The organism is Xanthomonas sp. F14, assembly GCF_014199865.1.
Window position 1 is genome coordinate 1190706 of record NZ_JACHOM010000001.1, and the last position, 18779, is coordinate 1209484.

At 65.6% G+C, this 18779-nt stretch carries 20 protein-coding genes; 16 read left to right on the forward strand and 4 right to left on the reverse strand.

Annotated elements, in window-relative coordinates; genetic code table 11:
* Position 1 precedes the first annotated feature (1 nt).
* From rlmN to GGR73_RS05235, 7 genes are all read left to right on the forward strand, one after another.
* Complete coding sequence (gene rlmN, locus GGR73_RS05205) at positions 2 to 1207, forward strand: 23S rRNA (adenine(2503)-C(2))-methyltransferase RlmN (protein ID WP_039527310.1); 1206 nt, start codon at positions 2 to 4, stop codon at positions 1205 to 1207.
* A 10-nt stretch (positions 1208 to 1217) separates the two neighbouring features.
* Positions 1218 to 2006, forward strand: coding sequence for a type IV pilus biogenesis/stability protein PilW (pilW, locus tag GGR73_RS05210; RefSeq protein WP_065031392.1), 789 nt, complete (start codon positions 1218 to 1220; stop codon positions 2004 to 2006).
* A complete protein-coding gene (locus tag GGR73_RS05215; protein WP_184455901.1) occupies positions 2003 to 2863 on the forward strand; it encodes a RodZ domain-containing protein in 861 nt (286 codons plus the stop codon). The genes pilW and GGR73_RS05215 overlap by 4 nt, the downstream gene beginning before the upstream one ends.
* Before the next feature lie 70 nt (positions 2864 to 2933).
* Positions 2934 to 3572 (forward strand): YfgM family protein, encoded by a 639-nt coding sequence (locus tag GGR73_RS05220; RefSeq protein WP_024940124.1) that lies wholly within the window; start codon positions 2934 to 2936, stop codon positions 3570 to 3572.
* Complete coding sequence (gene bamB, locus GGR73_RS05225) at positions 3572 to 4789, forward strand: outer membrane protein assembly factor BamB (RefSeq protein WP_184455903.1); 1218 nt, start codon at positions 3572 to 3574, stop codon at positions 4787 to 4789. The genes GGR73_RS05220 and bamB overlap by 1 nt, the downstream gene beginning before the upstream one ends.
* Before the next feature lie 10 nt (positions 4790 to 4799).
* Entirely contained in the window at positions 4800 to 6197 is a 1398-nt protein-coding gene (der, locus tag GGR73_RS05230) for a ribosome biogenesis GTPase Der (RefSeq protein ID WP_024940126.1), read from the forward strand.
* Between the two features lie 176 nt (positions 6198 to 6373).
* The gene (locus GGR73_RS05235) at positions 6374 to 7594 is read left to right on the forward strand and encodes a molybdopterin molybdotransferase MoeA (protein WP_184455905.1); all 1221 of its coding nucleotides are present in this window, start codon (positions 6374 to 6376) and stop codon (positions 7592 to 7594) included.
* A 224-nt stretch (positions 7595 to 7818) separates the two neighbouring features.
* On the opposite strand, the gene moeB is transcribed toward GGR73_RS05235, so the two are convergent.
* Positions 7819 to 8961, reverse strand: a complete 1143-nt coding sequence (gene moeB, locus GGR73_RS05240) for a molybdopterin-synthase adenylyltransferase MoeB (RefSeq protein ID WP_184455907.1) — start codon at positions 8959 to 8961, stop codon at positions 7819 to 7821.
* A 104-nt stretch (positions 8962 to 9065) separates the two neighbouring features.
* Here moeB and GGR73_RS05245 point away from each other — a divergent pair, with 104 nt between their 5' ends.
* From GGR73_RS05245 to GGR73_RS05255, 3 genes are all read left to right on the forward strand, one after another.
* Complete coding sequence (locus GGR73_RS05245) at positions 9066 to 9281, forward strand: hypothetical protein (protein WP_154831983.1); 216 nt, start codon at positions 9066 to 9068, stop codon at positions 9279 to 9281.
* Between the two features lie 291 nt (positions 9282 to 9572).
* Positions 9573 to 10151, forward strand: a complete 579-nt coding sequence (locus tag GGR73_RS05250; RefSeq protein ID WP_102252109.1) for a DUF4142 domain-containing protein — start codon at positions 9573 to 9575, stop codon at positions 10149 to 10151.
* Between the two features lie 48 nt (positions 10152 to 10199).
* Positions 10200 to 10625, forward strand: a complete 426-nt coding sequence (locus GGR73_RS05255) for a hypothetical protein (RefSeq protein ID WP_184455909.1) — start codon at positions 10200 to 10202, stop codon at positions 10623 to 10625.
* Positions 10626 to 10715: 90 nt separating this feature from the next.
* Here GGR73_RS05255 and GGR73_RS05260 read toward each other — a convergent pair whose 3' ends face one another.
* Entirely contained in the window at positions 10716 to 11468 is a 753-nt protein-coding gene (locus tag GGR73_RS05260; protein ID WP_046342728.1) for an OBAP family protein, read from the reverse strand.
* A gap of 161 nt (positions 11469 to 11629) precedes the next feature.
* Here GGR73_RS05260 and xth point away from each other — a divergent pair, with 161 nt between their 5' ends.
* Positions 11630 to 12622 carry an exodeoxyribonuclease III gene (gene xth, locus GGR73_RS05265; protein ID WP_184455911.1) on the forward strand — a complete coding sequence of 331 codons (993 nt, stop codon included), beginning with the start codon at positions 11630 to 11632 and terminating at the stop codon, positions 12620 to 12622.
* Between the two features lie 10 nt (positions 12623 to 12632).
* Here xth and GGR73_RS05270 read toward each other — a convergent pair whose 3' ends face one another.
* Positions 12633 to 12920, reverse strand: coding sequence for a PQ-loop domain-containing transporter (locus tag GGR73_RS05270; protein WP_024940800.1), 288 nt, complete (start codon positions 12918 to 12920; stop codon positions 12633 to 12635).
* A gap of 211 nt (positions 12921 to 13131) precedes the next feature.
* Here GGR73_RS05270 and GGR73_RS05275 point away from each other — a divergent pair, with 211 nt between their 5' ends.
* From GGR73_RS05275 to GGR73_RS05285, 3 genes are read left to right on the forward strand one after another with little or no spacing between them, the layout of a single operon-like run.
* Positions 13132 to 14385: a molybdopterin molybdotransferase MoeA gene (locus GGR73_RS05275; protein ID WP_184455913.1), complete on the forward strand. Its 1254-nt coding sequence runs from the start codon at positions 13132 to 13134 to the stop codon at positions 14383 to 14385.
* A 46-nt stretch (positions 14386 to 14431) separates the two neighbouring features.
* Positions 14432 to 15001 (forward strand): molybdenum cofactor guanylyltransferase, encoded by a 570-nt coding sequence (locus GGR73_RS05280; RefSeq protein WP_102256761.1) that lies wholly within the window; start codon positions 14432 to 14434, stop codon positions 14999 to 15001.
* On the forward strand, positions 14985 to 15347 hold the full coding sequence (locus GGR73_RS05285) for a hypothetical protein (RefSeq protein WP_184455915.1): 363 nt from the start codon (positions 14985 to 14987) through the stop codon (positions 15345 to 15347). The genes GGR73_RS05280 and GGR73_RS05285 overlap by 17 nt, the downstream gene beginning before the upstream one ends.
* A gap of 27 nt (positions 15348 to 15374) precedes the next feature.
* Here the strand turns inward: GGR73_RS05285 and GGR73_RS05290 are convergent, their stop codons facing one another.
* Positions 15375 to 16373, reverse strand: a complete 999-nt coding sequence (locus tag GGR73_RS05290) for an NAD(P)-dependent oxidoreductase (protein ID WP_184434510.1) — start codon at positions 16371 to 16373, stop codon at positions 15375 to 15377.
* 82 nt (positions 16374 to 16455) lie between these two features.
* Here GGR73_RS05290 and GGR73_RS05295 point away from each other — a divergent pair, with 82 nt between their 5' ends.
* Complete coding sequence (locus GGR73_RS05295; protein WP_024940396.1) at positions 16456 to 17028, forward strand: ANTAR domain-containing response regulator; 573 nt, start codon at positions 16456 to 16458, stop codon at positions 17026 to 17028.
* Between the two features lie 4 nt (positions 17029 to 17032).
* A complete protein-coding gene (locus GGR73_RS05300) occupies positions 17033 to 18103 on the forward strand; it encodes a CmpA/NrtA family ABC transporter substrate-binding protein (protein WP_184455917.1) in 1071 nt (356 codons plus the stop codon).
* Positions 18104 to 18779 lie beyond the last annotated feature (676 nt).

Consider the following 18779-nt stretch of genomic DNA (forward strand, 5'->3'; position numbering starts at 1 on the left):
CGTGAATGAGGTCGTGATCCCCTCCGTGCTGCAGGACGTTCCCGTCCGTACCCCGGAACTGCGCAAGCAGAACCTGCTCGACCTCGACCGCGAGGGACTGGAGCGCTTCTTCGCCGACACGCTCGGCGAAGCGCGCTACCGTGCCCATCAGGTGATGAAGTGGATCCACCATCGCTACGTCACCGATTTCGACCAGATGACGGACCTCGGCAAGGCGCTGCGTGCGAAGTTGCACCAGCACGCCGAGGTCCTCGTCCCGAATGTCGTGTTCGACAAGCCGTCCACCGACGGGACCCACAAGTGGCTGCTGGCCATGGGCACCGACGGCAAGAACGCGATCGAAACCGTCTACATCCCCGACAAGGGCCGCGGCACGCTGTGTGTGTCGTCCCAGGTCGGCTGCGGTCTGAACTGCACCTTCTGTTCGACTGCCACCCAGGGCTTCAACCGTAACCTCACCACCGCCGAGATCGTCGGGCAGGTGTGGGTGGCGGCGCGCCATCTGGGCAATGTGCCGCACCAGCAGCGCCGCCTCACCAATGTGGTGATGATGGGCATGGGCGAGCCGCTGATGAATTTTGACAACGTCGTGCGCGCGATGAGCGTGATGCGCGACGACCTGGGCTACGGCCTGGCCAGCAAGCGGGTGACGCTGTCGACCTCGGGCCTGGTGCCGATGATCGACCGGCTCTCAACCGAAAGCGATGTCTCGCTGGCGGTCTCGCTGCATGCGGCCAACGACACGCTGCGCGAAAGCCTGGTGCCGTTGAACAAGAAATACCCGATCGCCGAGCTGATGGAATCCTGCGCGCGCTATCTGCGCGGCAACAAGAAGCGCGATTCGGTCACCTTCGAATACACCTTGATGAAGGGCATCAACGACCAGCCCGAGCATGCGCGCCAGCTGGCCAGGTTGATGCGTCAGTTCGACAATGCGGTGCAGTCCAAGGACGCCGGCAAGGTCAACCTGATTCCGTTCAATCCATTCCCGGGCACGCGTTACGAGCGCTCGGGCGAGACCGAGATCCGCGCGTTTCAGAAGATCCTGCTTGACGCACAAGTGCTGACGATGGTGCGGCGGACCCGTGGCGACGATATCGACGCCGCCTGCGGGCAGCTCAAGGGGCAGGTCATGGACCGCACCCGTCGTCAGGCGGATTTCCTGCGCACCCTGGAAGGGCAGGCCGGTCGAGATGCGGCAGCGTGATCTAGCAGCCATGGCGGCTGTGGCGATCGCACTGTGCGCGGTCGGCTGCGGTGGTCGCAATGCCAAGGCCGGCTCGGTCCAGACGGTCGAGGAGGTCGCGCAGGTGCATTCGTTCCGCGACAGCACCGCGACAAAGAATCGTCTGGCGGTGCAGGAGAAGCTGGGCCTGGCCAATAACCGGCTGCAGACAGGCGACTACGTCGCTGCCGAAGAGCAGGTCCGTGCAGCCTTGAAGAAAGATCCCCAGTCGGTGGATGCCATTGGTCTGCTGGCGCTGATTCAAGGCGCCAAGGGCGATGTTGCCGGCTCCGGTGCGTCATACCGCCGGGCCGCCGAGCTTGCGCCGCAGCGCGGCGATGTCCTGAACAATTACGGCGCGTGGTTGTGCGCGAACGGCTCGCCGGCCGAATCGCTGATCTGGTTCGATCGCGCCCTGACCGACAGAAACTACGCATCGCCAGCCTCCGCGTTGGGCAATGCAGGTGGCTGCGCACTCAAGGCCGGGCAGCCGCAGCGGGCGGTCGGTGACTTGCGCAAGGCGCTGGAACTGGATCCGCGGAATCCATACGCACTCGAGTCGATGGCGCGCTCCGAGGTAACCAATCGCAATTATTTCGAAGCGCGTGCGTTTATTGAACGACGGCTTGCGGCTGCACCGGCAACCGCTTCCGTGTTACAACTCGCCATTCAGATTGAGCAAGGGCTAGGCGACAAGGTAGCTGCCAGCCGTTATCAACAGCGGTTGGTCAAGGAATTTCCTGACGCAGCGACCGCTAACCCCGGGGCCAATGCATTGTGATCAGTGATTCCAATCCGAACCCTTTCGAGCAGGAAAAGGGCTGCGGACAGCATTTGCGCGATGCGCGCGAAGCGGCAGGTCTGAGCGTGGACGAAGTCGCCGGCAAGCTGCGCATGCCGGCGCACGTGGTGCGCTCGCTGGAGCAGGAAGACTGGCAACGCCTGGGTGCGCCGGTCTTCGTGCGCGGTCAGTTGCGCAGCTATGCGCGCTTGCTGCATGTGGACCTGGAGCCGCTGCTGCAGCAGGCGGCGATTGCGCCGATCGAGCCGGTCAAGCTGGTCAGCCACACGCATACGCCGCGGGCGCGGCGCATCCTGGAAAGCACGGCGCGCAAGGCGATGTATGTGGTGATCACCGGTGTGTTCGCGGTTCCGGTGTGGTACGCGACCCGTTCGCATCTGGATGGCAAGGCGCCCAGCACGGTATCGCTGGACAGCATGCCGGAAGCGCCCGGGGCCGGCACCCCGGCCAACGCTGCCACGCAGCCGGCCAGCGCGCCGCGCGAGCAGCCGGCGCCGTACATCGCGTCGATGACGCCGGTGCCACGGGCCACGCCCGAGGTCGAGACCCCTGCAGCCTCGGCCGCCAGTGGTGGCAGTTTGTCGTTGAGTTTCAGCGGCGACAGCTGGGTGCAGATTCTGGCACCGGATGGCAGCGCGGTCGAAAAGGCACTGGTGCGTGCCGGCGAGCGTCGCAGTTATTCGCCAGGGCAGGTGGGCCGCATCGTGCTCGGTAATGCGTCGGCGGTAGAGGTTCAGCAAGGCGGCAGTATCGTCGATGTGAAACCGTTCCAGCGCGCTAACGTGGCCCGTTTTGCGGTATCCTCCGATGGCTCCGTGGTACCTGCTTCCGAGTGAAGCGGACTGCGGTTTTTCATTTTTCCCTATTGATGTTCCGCGCCTCCGGGATGACGGAGCGAGAGTACGCATGGCGATCGACGATCTGCTGGACGAACACGAACAAGGCGAACGCGTTCGTTCCTGGTTGAGAAAGAATGGCGCAGGGCTGGTAGGCGGCGTCGTGGTGGGCCTGGCCCTGATCCTGGGCTGGCAGTGGTGGCAGAAGCACACCGCCACCCAATCGGTGGAAGCCAATACCCGTTACGAAGCGGTGGTCAAGTCCATCCAGGGCAAGGACCTGGACAAGGCGGCCAAGGACATCGTGGCGCTCGATGACGGCAAGGGCGGTGTCTACGCCGAACTGGCTGCATTGCGTCTGGCCAAGGCCCAGGTGGATGCCGGCAAGCATGCCGAAGCGATCAAGACCCTGCGCGACGTGCCGGCCGAAGGCGAGCTCAAGCAGATCGTGCAGCAGCGCCTGGCGCGTGTGTTGACCGAAAGCGGCAAGCCGGACGAAGCGATCAAGCTGCTGGCCGATGCGCAGGACCACACCAGCCTGGAGATCCGCGCCGATGCGCTGGTCGTGCAGGGCAAGCCGGACGAAGCGCGTGCGCTCTACGCCAAGGCCCTGACCACGGTGGACGTGGCCTCGCCGCAGCGCCGTTTGCTGGAAACCAAGCTGATGGATGTGGGCGGCAAGGTGCCCGATCCGGCGGAGCCGATTTGATGAAGCAGGTTGATATGTACAAGCGCATTGCATTGATCGCCCTGATGGGCGTGTCGCTGGCTGGTTGCAGCACCGTCAAGGGCTGGTTTGCCGGTAAGGACGCTGCTGCCAAGAAGGCGCAGGAACCTGCCGAGCTGGTCAAGTTCGAGCCGTCGGTCAAGGTCGACAAGATCTGGTCCACCGGCGTGGGCAAGGGCGAAGGCCATATCGGCGTGCGCCAGCGTCCGGCGGTGGCCGATGGCAAGGTGTACGCCGCGGCGATTACCGGCGGCGTGCAGGCGCTGGACCTGCAGACCGGCAAGCGCGTGTGGGAATACAAGCCCAAGAAGGAAGAGCGTAACGATCGCAAGTTCAAGCAGCGCCTGTCCGGTGGCCCCGGCGTCGGCGAAGGCCTGGTGGTGATCGGCACGCTGTCTGGCGACGTGATTGCCTTGAACCAGGCCGATGGCACCGAAAAATGGCGTGCCAAGGTGCCGAACGAAGTCATCGCCGCACCGGCGATTGCACAGAACCTGGTGTTGGTGCGCAGCAACGATGGTCGCGTCAGCGCCTTCGACGCGGCCACCGGTGAGCGTCGCTGGTTCCATGCCGAAGAAGGCCCGACCCTGTCGGTGCGCGGCAATGCGCCGATCGTGACCGGCCCGGGCGTGCTGTTCGTCGGCAACGACAGCGGCACCTTGAGCGCCCTGGCGCTGCAGGACGGCCGCCCGTTGTGGGAGCAGGCGATCGGCGTGCCGGAAGGCCGCACCGAGCTGGAGCGCATGGCCGACGTGGACGGCGCCCCGGTGCTCGATGGCACCACGCTGTATGCGACCAGCTTCAAGAACGAAACCCTCGCACTGGAAGGCCCGAGCGGCCGTCCGCTGTGGACGCGCGATCACGGCGGCGCCGGTGGCGTTGGCGTGTCTTCGGCGGTGGTGGTGGTCTCCGACAACGCCGGCTCGGTGTGGGGCCTGGACAAGAGCAGCGGTGCGGCAATGTGGTCGCAGGCTGCGCTGGCGCGTCGCTCCCTGACCGGTGTGGCCATCCAGGGCGATTACGCTGTGGTCGGCGATTACAAGGGCTATCTGCACTGGCTGAAACTCAGCGACGGTGCACTGGCCGCGCGCGCTCGCGCTGGACGCGACACGCTGCTGGCGCAGCCGTTCGTCGTGGACGGCATTCTGTTGGTACAAAACACCGATGGCGATATCACCGCCTTCCGGTTGGCACAATAAGGACTTCGCGATGCTGCCCCTGGTCGCCCTGGTCGGACGGCCCAATGTCGGCAAGTCCACCATCTTCAATGCGCTGACGCGCACCCGTGACGCGCTGGTCCACGACCAGCCCGGCGTCACCCGCGACCGTAACTACGGGGTCTGTCGTCTCGACGAGGAACGCCCGTTCATCGTCGTCGATACCGGCGGTATTGCCGGTGACGAGGAAGGCCTGGCCGGCGCCACCGCGCGGCAGGCCCGCGCCGCTGCCGGCGAGGCCGATCTGGTGCTGTTCGTGGTCGACGGCCGCGAAGGCGCCTCCTCGCTGGACGACGAGATCCTGGCCTGGCTGCGCAAGCTGGCGCGGCCGACCGTGCTGGTCATCAACAAGATCGACGGCACCGACGAAGAGACCGTGCGCTCGGAATTCGCGCGCTACGGGTTCTCCGATGTGGTGGCGTTGTCTGCCGCGCATCGGCAGGGCATCGACGAACTGCTCGAGGAAGTCGGCGCACGTCTGCCCGAGGAAGGTGCCGGCGAGCTGCTGGATACCGACCCGGCGCGTGTGCGCATCGCCTTCGTCGGCCGCCCGAACGTGGGCAAGTCGACGCTGGTCAATCGCCTGCTCGGCGAAGAACGCATGATTGCCTCCGAAGTGCCGGGTACCACGCGCGATTCGATCGCCGTGGACATGGACCGTGACGGGCGCCAGTACCGCTTGATCGATACGGCCGGCCTGCGTCGCCGCGGCAAGGTCGAGGAGGCGGTGGAGAAGTTCAGCGCGTTCAAGACGCTGCAGGCGATCGAGCAATGCCAGGTTGCGGTGCTGATGCTCGATGCCGGCGAAGGCGTCACCGACCAGGACGCGACCATTCTGGGCGCCATCCTGGACGCTGGCCGCGCCCTGGTGGTGGCGATCAACAAGTGGGACGGGCAGAGCGACTACCAGCGTGCGCAGGCCGAAGACCTGCTGGCGCGCAAGCTGGGCTTTGTCAGCTGGGCCGAGGCGGTGCGGATTTCCGCGCTGCACGGCTCGGGCATGCGCGAGCTGTTCCAGGCGATTCACCGTGCACACGCGTCGGCCACGCACGAGTTCAGCACCAGCGAAGTCAATCAGGCGCTGGAAATCGCCTACGAGACCAATCCGCCGCCGAGCATCCGTGGCCACGTCTCCAAGCTGCGTTACGTGCATCCGGGTGGCGCAAATCCGCCGACCTTCATCGTGCACGGCACGCGCCTGAAGGTGCTGCCGGAGTCCTACAAGCGCTATCTGGAAAACTTCTTCCGCAAGCGCTTCAAGCTGGTCGGCACGCCGGTGCGTTTCATCTTCCGCGAAGGTGCCAATCCGTACGAGGGCAAGAAGAACACGCTCACCGAACGGCAGGTGGCGCGCAAAAGGCGGTTGATGAAGCACGTCAAGGGCAAGTAAGCAGGTAACGGCCCGTGCCCGGCCAATGATCGTCAGATGGAGTGGCCGCAGCGCCTGCACCTGCCGTGGTCCAGTGCCGCGAGCTACGCCAGGAAGGTGCAGTGATTCCTTCTGGCATCTGCACTGGCAGCGCCTGGCATTCTGAGTCGTCGTGGTGCACTGGTATCCTGCGTGCCATGACCGACTATCCCTCCCGCATTCCCTATGCACAGGCGCTGCAGATCCTGCAGGCCGTCGCCGCCAACAGCCGTCCGCCCGACGAGAACATCGCCACCTCGCGTGCCGACGGGCGGATCAGCGCTGCCGATCTGATCGCACCGATCGCGTTGCCGCCCTTTGCCAACAGCGCAATGGACGGCTTCGCGTTGCGGCATGCCGATGTCGCTGGCGGCGATGCGTCGTTGCAACTGGTCGGCGAACAGTTCGCTGGCGAGCGTTGGACCGGCACGCTGAGCGCCGGCCAATGCCTGCGCATCACCACCGGTGCGCCGCTGCCCGATGGCGCCGATACGGTGATCCCGAAAGAGGATGCGCAGGAACGCGATGGCGTGGTGCGTTTCCATAGCATGCCTGCGCCGGGTGAGGCGGTGCGCCAGGCCGGCAGTGACGTGCGCGCGGGCGATCTGGTGGTACAGAGTGGCCAAGTGTTGACGCCTGCGCGGATCGGACTGGCGGCTGCGCTCGGTCTGTCGCGGCTTGCGGTGGCGCCGCGGCCGACCATTGCGGTGCTGGCCACCGGCGATGAACTGGTGGAGCCGGGCATGCCGTTGGGGCCGGGACAGATCTACAACAGCAACCGCGACATGCTGATGGCGCAGCTGCGGGCACTGGGCTACGCGCCGACCGCATGGCCGACCCTGCCGGACGATCCGCAACGTATCCGCACCATGCTGGAGGACGCGGCTGCGGCCTTCGACGTGGTGATCACCTGCGGCGGCGTCTCGGCGGGGGAAAAGGATTATCTGCCGCAGCTGATCGGCGAACTGGGCCGCATCCACTTCTGGCGCGTGCGCATGCGCCCGGGTATGCCGGCGGTGCTGGGCCAGATCGGCCGCTGCCTGGTGCTGGGTCTGCCGGGCAATCCGGTCTCGGTGCTGGCGACGCTGATCGCCTACGGCGTGCCGCTGCTGGATGGCCTGCAGGGACGTAGCGAGCCGCGCCCGCTGTGGCATGCGGCCCTGGCCAGTCCGTGGGAAAAACGCCACGAGCGCCTGGAGTTCCTGCGCGGGCGGCTGGAGTGCGGCGAAGACGGGCGTCTGACGGCGTTGCCGCATCGGGGCGATGCATCGCACCTGCTGCGTGGCGCGGCCGACAGCAATGCCTTGATCGTGTTGCCCGAGCAGGCACGGCGTTTCGAGGCGGGCGAGAGCGTGCGGGTGATTCCTTACGCGCTTTGAGCGTTTGGTACAGCACGCGCGACAAACAGCAGGGCCGCGCTCGCCGTCAGGCGGGCGCTATCGGATGCAGGCCGGTCCTTCGCGGCTTCGGCACTGAACGCCGGCGGTGCGTGACGTGATGGCAGCCACGGAGGGCGCACGCAGTGGCGCACTGCCCCGTCCACGTCACGCGCAGGAACGTGGCGGCCTGATGCGAAGCGACAACCAGCGCCGATCGGTCGCGCTCAGCCGACGGCGCTGCCGCAGAAGGCGGCGTAATCGGCATATCCGGTGAATGCGACACCGGGAGCACACACCGGGCAATGCGGGTCGGGCGGCAGCCGGATTTCGCGAAAGCGCATTGCCAGCGCATCGAAGCTGAGCAGGCGCCCGGTGAGGGTCTCGCCGATGCCCAGCAGCAACTTGATCGCCTCGGTGGCCTGCAGCAATCCGATCACCCCGGGCAGCACGCCCAGCACGCCGGCCTCGGCGCAGCTTGGCGCAAATTCGGGCGGTGGCGGCTCGGGAAACAGGCAGCGATAGCACGGTGCATGGCCGCGCTTGCGGCCGGCATCGAACACGCTCAATTGCCCTTCGAACTGCTGTACCGCGCCGTAGACCAGCGGTTTGCCGAGTTTGACGCAGGCATCGTTGAGCAGATAGCGCGCAGGAAAATTGTCGGCGCCGTCGACCACGACATCCACGTCCTTCAGCAGGGCTTCGACATTGCCGGCAGTCACGCGTGCCTGCAGCGCCTCGACCTGCACGCGTGGATTGAGCGCAGCAATGCGCTGCGCGGCCGAGCTGACCTTGGCGACGCCGACGCTGTCTTCCACATGCAGGATTTGGCGCTGCAGATTGCTGCGGTCCACCACATCGTCATCGGCGATCCGCAGGTGGCCGACGCCGGCGGCAGCCAGATAGAACGCCGCCGGCGAGCCGAGCCCACCTGCACCGACCAGCAACACGCGCGACTGCGCCAGGCGCTGCTGGCCTTCCAGACCGACCTGCGGCAGGCGCAGATGGCGCGAGTAGCGCTCGAGAAAATCCTGCTCGTCCGGCGGCAGGGTAGGGCGCACCAAGGGAAGGCCGGCGCCGGTCCATGCGGCGGTGCCACCGAGCACCGAAGACACCTGCGTATAGCCGTGCGCGCGCAAGATCTCCGCCGTGTGTGCCGAGCGCTTGCCGCTCTGGCAGATCAGCACGATCTCGCGCGTCTGCTCCGACAGATGCTGTGCGGGTGCGGTTTCCAGATCGTGTTGCGCAATCGCCAACGCGCCTTCGGCCTGGCCGCCGGCACGCTCGTGCAACTGCCGGATGTCGATCAGCAAGGCGCCTTGCAGGGCGCGCAGGCGGGCGTCTGCAGGGGAGATATCGTGGCTGCTCATGGCTCCATTGTCGCGCAAACGCAGGCCGTGCGATGCACAGGACTGCCATGTTGGCATCAGGCTCACCAGCACGGCGGTAGCGTGGGCACACAAGGAGACCCTCAATGACCCCCGATATCGACGCGCAATTGAAACAACTTGCCGATGCACTGCCTGATATTCGTCGCCAGCATCCGGACGATTTCTGGGATGTATTCCACGCACGTGCAGAGAAGATCACCGCTGCCGCAGAGTCGCAGGAGCAGGCGGCGCAAATCGTCAAGCGCATCGACGACATCCTGTCAGCGCATCAGTTGGGCCCTGCGGATCCAGGCGCCTGACCCGGCGGGCCTTGCTACGTGCAGTCTTGCAAGTGCGCATTCGCAGTCCTGAATGCTGGATATTCCAAGGCAGCCGGACGGCTCGAGCCATGTTCCGTGGGAACGGGAGCCGGTTGCTCAGTGTGCCAGCACCGTCCTAAGTCGCCCAACACGGATGCCATGCCACCTTCACTCCATGTGAAGCGCACTGCGGTGCAGCACGGTTTCCTCTCCAGCTTTCGACGCCGGTACGACGATTAGGTCACGCAACCAGGTCCAGCATGCAGGCACACCTTCTGGCTGGAGATCCACATGAAAGTACGTCACCCGATGTTTGCGGCGCTGACCCTGTGTCTAGGTATCGCCACTGCTGCGCATGCGCAGAATGCAACACAGGCCGGCATGCCCGCCACTGCCCAGCAACAGGCGGGCACTAATTCCCCGAGCGCGAAGGAGCGTGAGGCGCTAGGCACCCTGAGCGCCATCAACACCAGTGAAATCGGTGCGGCCAATCTCGCGCTGCAGAAGCAGGTGCAAGGTGGCGTGCGCGACTATGCGATGCAGATGGTCAAGGAGCATACCGACAACAATCAGAAGCTAGCCAAGTGGTCGCCGGACCTGTCTGCTGCCGCTGCCAAGGCGCAGATGAGCAAGGGCAAGACCGAACTGGCGATGTTGCAGAAGCTCGATACCAAGGCCTTCGAGGCTGCGTACGTCACGGCAATGGTCAAGGACCACACCGATGCGCTGGCGGCGCTGGACAAGCAACTGATTCCTGCGGCCAAGACGGCACAGGTGCTGGCGCATCTGCAGACCACGCGCAGCCATGTCGCCGAGCATCTGGCGGCTGCCAAGACGCTGCAGGCCAGCAGCAAGGGTGCTGGGCGCTGAGGCATGTCTGGCTTACCGGCAACACCGGGTGCCGCTGTTGAAGACCCCATGAAGCGGATGCGTCGCCTGATCATCCGGGCCGAGCCGCACCAGATCCTGGATGCGTGGTGCGATGCCAATGTGCAGCGACGCATCCTGCGTGGAGTGGCGGAGCTGGTCGCTGGCGATGGGCATGCATCACGCTGGGCGCTGCAGGCCACCTGGTGTCGGCGCGGCGTTGTCGGGCTGCAGCGTGGTGAGGCGCGCCTGGGTGAATCGGTGCGTTACCAGGTTGATGGCGGTCGCGGCCTGCAGCTGGGCGTGTTGCTGCATGTGCAGACTGCGCCTGGATGCGAGGGCAGTTGTGTCACGTTGAGCCTGCAGGGTGCAGATGAGCGAGAGCGCGCTGGGCCATCGGTCGAGCGCATGCAGCGTGTCGGGCATCTGTGGATGGGCAAGGCGTTACGGCGCCTGCGTGACGGTATGGACGTGTGAGATCGTGTCCGCTCGTCCGCACCTTGTCGATGGACTTCGAATGCCTGGCCTCCCGATTGCAGTTGCTACGGCCGGCCAGGTCTTGAGGGTTCAGTCGGATGGGGTGCTTGCGTCGACCACCCCGGGGAGCGGTTCGGCATTGCCGAAGTGCGGCCGCAAGGCATCCACTCCGTGCTGCGGCCTGGCCAGCGGGGTCAGGTCCTGGCGATTGGCGCGACGTTGCGCGGTAGAGAACGTGGCCAGCTTGTCGCGCTGATCGATCAGCGGTTGCTGGACCTCGCCATCGCGATTGAACGACCAGGCCAGCATCGGCTCGCCCAGCGGCAATGCATCGCCCGCGGCGGTGCCGTTGCGCGAGTGCCAGGTGTGCCAGGTCTTGCCATAACTGTTGAGCTTGCTGCGCATCAGTTCTTTCTCCGCAACCAGCGGCAGGTTGGGCGCGGATAGCTGGCCCGACAGGATTTCGCCATTGTGCGGATGCCAGAAGCTGCGCTCGTGCTCTGGCAACTGTGCGAACAGTTGTTCGGAAATGATGTACTCGATACCGGTGAGGTTGGCCTGATCGGTGTTGCCGTCGTAGAGCGCGCATTGCGCCAGGTCTTCATTGACCTGATGGCAGTAGTGATGCGCTTCCATCTGTACATCCGGTGCGTCTTTCATCGGATGGAAACCCACCAGGTAGATGTCGAGCTTGCCGACCGGCCCGGTCGGTTGCAGGACCCTGGCGCCGGCTTCCAGCACATTGGTCTTGGCGCTTTCAGGCGCGCCCGGCGGGGTAACCGAAGGCGGGCTGCGCGAGCAGCCGGCGCACAGCAGGGCAATCCAGAGCGCGGACTGTCGCATGCGATCTCCAGCAATGAGTGGTGGGGCCAGCCTACGGAGGCTGATGGTTTGCGAGGCGTGAGCGCGTGCGCAGATATCCAACGGAGCTTCACCTCGCTTGAGCATCTGCTTAATGCCATGGCGGCGATGCTGCGCAGCTACGCATGCCTGGTCGCTCACCCATGTCCGCCACCACCCGCAAGATCGCGACATTCAACGTCAATGGCATCACTAGCCGGCTGCCGCATCTGCTGGAATGGTTGCAGCGCGAGCAACCGGATATCGTGGGCCTGCAGGAATTGAAAGCCACGCAGGACGCCTTTCCGGAACAGGCGATCCGCGATGCCGGCTATGGCGTCATCTGGCAAGGCGAGAAGTCGTGGAACGGTGTGGCATTGCTGGCGCACGGCGCCGATCCGGTCGAAATCCGTCGTGGGCTGCCGTGGGACCGCGGCGATACGCAGAGCCGTTATCTGGAAGCTGCAATTCACGGGGTAGTGGTGGCCTGCCTATATCTGCCCAATGGCAACCCGCAGCCCGGGCCGAAGTTCGACTACAAGCTGGCGTGGTTTCAACGTCTGATCCGGCACGCCAAGACGCTGGTGGACCTACCGCACCCGGTAGCACTGATCGGCGATTTCAACGTGGTGCCGACCGATGCCGACATCTACGACCCCAAGGGCTGGCGCAAGGATGCGTTGCTGCAGCCGGAGAGTCGTCAGGCGTACCAGACCCTGCTCGAGCAGGGCTGGACCGACACCCTGCTTGCATTGCATGGCGAAACGCCGATTTACACCTTCTGGGATTATTTTCGCCAGCATTTTGCGCGCGATCGTGGGTTGCGCATCGACCACCTGCTGCTCAACCGCACCCTGGCGCCTGGGCTGCAGGACGCCGGCGTGGACAAGTGGGTACGTGCACTGGAAAAGGCCAGCGATCATGCGCCTACCTGGATCAGCGTGCATGTGCCCGAAGCGGTAGCCGAGCCAGCAACGCAGGCCGAGGCCGTGCCCAGGCCACGAAAGCGTGCCGTGGCGAAGGCAAGCCCGGCACGCACGTCCACGACGAAGAAAACGCCCAAGACCGCGGCGAAAAAGGCCGCAACGCGGTCTGCCGCCAGCAAGTCAATCGTATCCGCCAAGCCGCGCAAGCTGGCGAAGAAAAGCACCAAATAACGCGGCAGCGCTAGCCGATACTGCCCGCGTGACGCTCCATCCGACGCTGCTTGATCCGGTGCAGCACATGCCCGGTGAGGGCGGTCAGCAGGATCAGCACGTTGCTGACGATAAACACGGCATTGCCGACCAGGTAGCTGTAGAGGATGAACAGCACCGAGGCGCTGATCTGGCCGATGAACAGCCAGCGCGAAACGCCCTGTGCCGCATCCGAGCGCCATTGCTTGTAGATCTGGCGGATCAAGGTGGCAATCAGGACTGCACTGGCGAGCCAGCCCACAAGGTCAACGAGTTGCATGCGGCATGAATACCGTGGGGGAACTGGGTGTCACTTTGCGATCTGCCGTGTAGGCGCGGCGTTCTAGCGGCTTCAAGCGACGTGCGCCCTGGTCGAGATGAGGGAATGCGTGCAGCAGGGTGCGGTGATGCCGCGATCGCTGCGCCTGTACCGGCCACGTCGGGGGCCGGTATCCTAGCCAGGTCATCCACCGGTCGACCGTGCCTTGCTCATGATCAGCTACGCCGACGCACTTGCGATTGTCCATCGGCAGATCGCCGTGCTTGCCGGCGAGTGGGTGGACAGTGCCGATGCCGAGGGGCGTGTGCTTGCGCAGGTGTTGTCGAGCCCGGCGGAGTTGCCGGCGTTCGACAACAGCGCGATGGATGGATTTGCGTTGGTCACCGCCGGCCGTGGCGCGATCGCCGGCAGCGAACATGTGATCGGTGGCAGCGTTGCCGCAGGCGAAGATGTAGGTGGCATCACGGCTGGCAGCGCGTGGGAAATCATGACCGGCGCCGGTTTGCCCGCGGGCGCCGATGCCGTGGTGCCGATCGAACAGGTGGACGTGCTGGCGCACGATGGCGCGCGGCCGGGCCGCATCCGGCTGCGCGCCGATATCCGCGCCGGTCAGCATATTCGTCGACGTGGGGAAGATGTGGCCTTGCACGACCGCGTGATCGAGGCCGGCACCGTCTTGCGCGCCGCACACCTGATGCTGCTGGCCGGGCTGGGCTGTGCGCGGGTGCAGGTGGTGCGGCGTCCGCGTGTGGCCTTGATTGCGACCGGCCGCGAGTTGATCGGCGATCCGGCGCAGCCGTTGCGGCCTGGCCAGATTCGCGATGGCACCAGCAGCTATCTGCTCAGCCAGCTGCGGGCAGCCGGTGCCGAACTGGTCTGGCATGGACAGGTGGGCGATGACGATGCCGGTTTCGATCTGGCGCTTGCGCAGGCGCGCGATGCGGGCGCCGAGGTGATTCTGAGCACTGGTGCGGTGTCGCGCGGTCGCTACGATTTCGTGCCCGATGCCTTGGCACGGCATGGCGCGGCGGTGCTGTTCCACAAGGTTGCGGTGCGGCCGGGCAAGCCGGTGCTGCTGGCGCGCTTCGCAGACGGTGCGCTGTATGTCGGTTTGCCGGGCAATCCGATGGCCAGCGCTGCCGGGCTGCGCTTTTTCGTGGAGCCGGCGCTGCGCGGTTTGCTTGGCATGCCGGCCGAGCGCGGCGTGCAGGTTGCGCTGGAAACCCCGATGCAGGCACGACCGCTGTGGCGGCAACACCTGCGCGCACGGTTGACCTGCAGCGCTGCCGGAGTGCTCTGCGTGCAGATCCTGCCCCAGCAGGAGTCGTTCCGCGTGGCGCCGTTGTTGCAGGCCAATGCGTGGGCGGTACTGGAGCCGCAGGACGAAGGCGCCGCGCCCGGTACGACAGCGCAGGTGTTCGGGCTGGGCCATCTGCAGCCGGCTGCACCGGCGATCGCGCCATGAGCCAGCACCTGCACGTCATGCGATGCCGTGCCGGCGAGCAGGCGGCATGAACGCGAGGCCTGCATGGACGGGCGTGGTGCTGGCCGGCGGTCGTTCCTCACGGATGGGGCAGGACAAGGCGCTGCTGCAGTGGCGCGAACGTCCATTGCTGGAGCACATGCAGGCGTTGCTGCGCGACGCCGGCGCGCACAATGTGGTGATCAGTGGCGATCGCCCGGACTACGCCGGGATTGCCGACGCGCAGCCGGACCTGGGGCCGCTTGGTGGCCTGGCCAGCGTGATCGATCAGCTAGCCGATGCAACGACACTGGTGGTGGTGCCGGTCGACATGCCGCTGCTGTCCCGGTCATTGCTGAATCGGCTGCTGGCGCCACCGCATCGGCGCTGCGTTACCTTTGAAGACCAGATGCTGCCGATGCGGCTATACGTAGATGACGTTGTGCGTGAGGCGCTCACTGCGCAGATGGCAGGAACTGGTTCGTCACGCTCGCTGCGCGCCCTGCAGGCTGCGCTGCAATGCCATCGCATCGCTGTCACCGCCAGCGAACGCGCCGCGTTCGTCAATTGCAATACGCCCGAGCAGTGGAGTCAGCTCATTCATGAAAATCCAGATTGAAGCTCAGCAGCTGCGCTTCCGCATCGACGAAGCCGAACTGGCCGACTTGCTTGCCGGGCGCACAATCGAGAATCTGAGCCGCTTGCCGAGCGGGCAGGGCGCGCGACTGCTGCGCCACAGCGTCAGCCTGAGCGATGGTGACGCGGCCTGCAATTGCACTGCCGAGCATTGGCAGTTGTCGGTGCCGCGCGATGCGCTGGAACAGCATGCACGGCAATTGCCCAGCCGCGAGGGGTTGCGCTTCAGCTTCGATGCCGGTGCTGGCCATGCCGAACCGACGGCGTTGCAGGTGACCTTCGATATCGATGTGCGCGACAGTGCGCGCAAGCGCTTTCCGAAAGCCTGACGTGCCGTAGACGCATACGCGCAGCGCTCATGCGTTGATTTCAAGACCCGCAGCAATGCCTGGCACCCGATCGCAGGCCAGGCCACGCGCCTTTAGCGCCGCTTCGATGGCCGCAGCATCGGCATCGCTGTAGCCGGCGCCACTGCGCAACGCGACCACATGCAGGCCTTCTGCGGCCAGTTGCAGCACCAGATGCTGTTGTGCGTCGGCCTGCCGCGGCAAGGCGCGGCGTGCGGCATCGCGTCTTGCCAGTTCCAGTACCGCGTCGGGGATGTCGTCGCCGATCAGCAGGACGTCGGCCAGATTCATCGCACGCAGCGCCTTGATGGTGAGCAGGCCGGGATCGCCCGGCCCGGTGCCGACCAGTTGCACGCTGCCGCGCGCCGGCACCGCGCCGGCATCGTCCAGTGCCGCGATAAAGGCGCCTTCGGCTGCGTCGTCGTTGCCGGCCTGCAGCAGCAGCGGCACGTCGCCGTCGATGACGCGATCGAACCAGCGCCGGCGGCGGTTCATGTCGGGGAACTGGCTGCGGATGCGCTCGCGGTGACGCGCGAACATGCCGGCGAAGCGGCCGACCGAGACATCCAGTTCGCGTTCCAGCCGTTCGCGCAGGCGGCGCGCCAGCATCGGTGCGGCACCGGCGGAGGAAATGGCGATGACCAGCGGGTCGCGATCCACGATGGCGGGCACCTGATAGGTCGACAACTCGGCATCGTCCACCACATTGACCAGGCGCTGACGCGCGCCTGCAGCAGCGGCGACACGTTGATTCAACTCGCCATCGTCGGTGGCGGCGACCACCAGCCACACGTCGTCGATCCAGGCGGGATCGAACTCGCCGTCCAGTTGTTCGAAACGGCCAGCCTGCATCAGTTCCGCCAGTTCGGGCGAGAGCGCATGCGCATACAGGCGGATCTGCGCACCCGCCTTGAGCAGCGCCAGCACCTTGCGCGTGGCGACCTCGCCACCACCGATGACCAGCACGGCGCGTGCTTGCAGGTTTGCGAACAGCGGGAACAACGGCATCAGACGTACTCCGAAAGGATGGCTCGCACCGACGGCATGTTGCATGGCACCATCAGGCCACGTCCACGCCTCGCTGCCGCCAATGCGTGTCTTGCTGGTCAACGATACCGAAAAGCCGATCGGCGAACTGCGTCAGGCACTGACGCGCGCCGGTTATACGGTGCTCGACGATGTGGCCTCGGTCGGTGCATTGCTGCACGCGGTACAGAGCCAGCAGCCGGATGTGGTGGTGATTGATGTCGACTCGCCCTCGCGCGATACCCTGGAGCAACTGTCGATGCTGCATGCACATGCGCCGCGGCCGGTGGTGATGTTTTCCGGCGATGGCGACGATGCGTTGATCCATGCGGCGGTCGGTGCCGGCGTCACCGCCTATGTGGTCGATGGCCTGGCGCCGGCACGGCTGGCGCCGATCGTGCAGGTGGCGCTTGCGCGGTTTGCGCAGGAGAGCAGCATGCGCAAGCGCCTGGACGATGTGCAGCAGGCGCTGCAGGACCGCAAGCTGATTGATCGCGCCAAGGGCCTGCTGATGGAAAAACGCGGCCTGAGCGAGGCCGATGCCTACGCGGCGCTGCGCCAGCAGGCGATGAAGCAGGGCGTCAAACTGGCCGAAGTGGCGCGACGCATCGTGGCCATGGCCGAGTTGCTGGGATGAACACATGAGCCAAGCCGACCTCCCCGTATTGCGCGTGGCCTACATGCCGCTGATCGATTGCGCGCCCCTGGTCGCGGCGCAGCGGCTGGGCCTGGATCGCGTCCATGGGCTGCAGTTGGACTTGCAGCGGCAGGCCTCCTGGGCCGGCGTGCGCGACCGTCTGCTGGCCGGCGAGGTCGATGCGGCACATGCGCTGGCCAGCCTGGTGTATGCGATCGACCTGGGCATTGCCGGGCCGCAATGCCCGATGGCGCTGTTGATGACGCTCAATCACAACGGCCAGGCGATCACGCTGGCACCTGCGCTTGCGCAGGCCCTGGAGGAGGGGCAGAGCTTGCCGCAGGCGCTGGCCAGCCTGGGCCGCCGCGCCGTGTTTGCGCAGACCTTCCCGACCGGCACGCATGCGCTGTGGCTCTATTACTGGCTGGCGGCACGTGGCGTGGACCCGATGCGCGACGTGGAGGTGCTCAGCATCCCGCCACCGCAGATGCCGGACGCCCTGGCCAGTGGACTGGTCGACGGCTATTGCTCCGGCGAGCCATGGGCTGCGGTTGCGCAGGCGCAGGGCAGCGGTCGCCGGGTAATCCGCAGTGGCGAGCTGTGGGCTGGCCATCCGGAAAAGGTGTTGGCCTGCCGACGCGAATTCGCCGCGCTGCAACCCGAGTTGACCGAACGCCTGACCGCCTGCGTACTGGATGCCTGTCGCTGGCTGGATGCGGACCCGGCAAATCGGGCGCAGTGTGCGCAATGGCTGGCCGAGCCGCAGCATATCGGGGTATCGGCCGCGCATCTGGCCGCTTGCCTGGATGCCGATGTCGAAGCAGAGGCACATGCGAAGGATGTGACAGCGCTGGCCTTCCATGGCGATGGCGCGGTCAACATGCCGTGGCTGTCGGACGGTGAGTGGTTCCTGACCCAGTTCCAGCGCTGGGGCTGGCATGACATCCAGGAAGACGACATCGCGCGGCTGCGCGACATCCATCGACTGGACAACTATCGGCGCGCTGCCGCGCGCGTGGGCGTGGTTTCCCCCGAGGACGACCACCGCAGCAATCGGTTGTTCGATACGCCCTGAGCCCGGATGCCGAGCGCATCAGGCGGCAAGTCAGGCTGGGGTGGGTTGGATGAGACTGGATGCATTGGATCTTGCGGACAGAAGCCGAGGCGACGGCAACGGCGCGAGGGATGTGGTCTGCGGCTTGGTTGCAGGGTCCTTGCCTGCCCAGCCTCGAAGGACACGCCGCAAATACGTCCCTGTAGGCTCTTACGCGGCATCCATGCCGCGTAAGGTCTCGCGACGGTGGGCGGGCAAGGACCCGTCGAGATGGTCGGTGTGCGTAGCTCTTCTCAAAGCAACCAGCAAAATCTCTGGTGCGATGTCCTCGCCGATTGCGGGACCGTGTGGCGGCATGGATGCTGCCACCGAGCCTCCACGGACGGATTCACGCCGTGTCCCGCGGGCGGCGAGGGCACCGCGCGCTCGACTGACACGGCTTTTGACCTAGATATTTGATCGGTATGCACGCGTCCTAGATGAGGCTTCCGAGCACAGCCGTGTATTAGCTCTGTTGGGCGCTGTTAGTCATGCCAAGCGACAGAGCCTGCGATACAGGGTGCACGCTGTTGGTGCAAGGCTGCACGAAAGACGGGACTGGTGAGCTGCGCTGGCGTGTCGGTAGGCTGTCGTGAAATCGGACGCGCTGCATCCAAAACGCTATTTTTCAATGACTTGTATCGTCGTGATGCTCAGG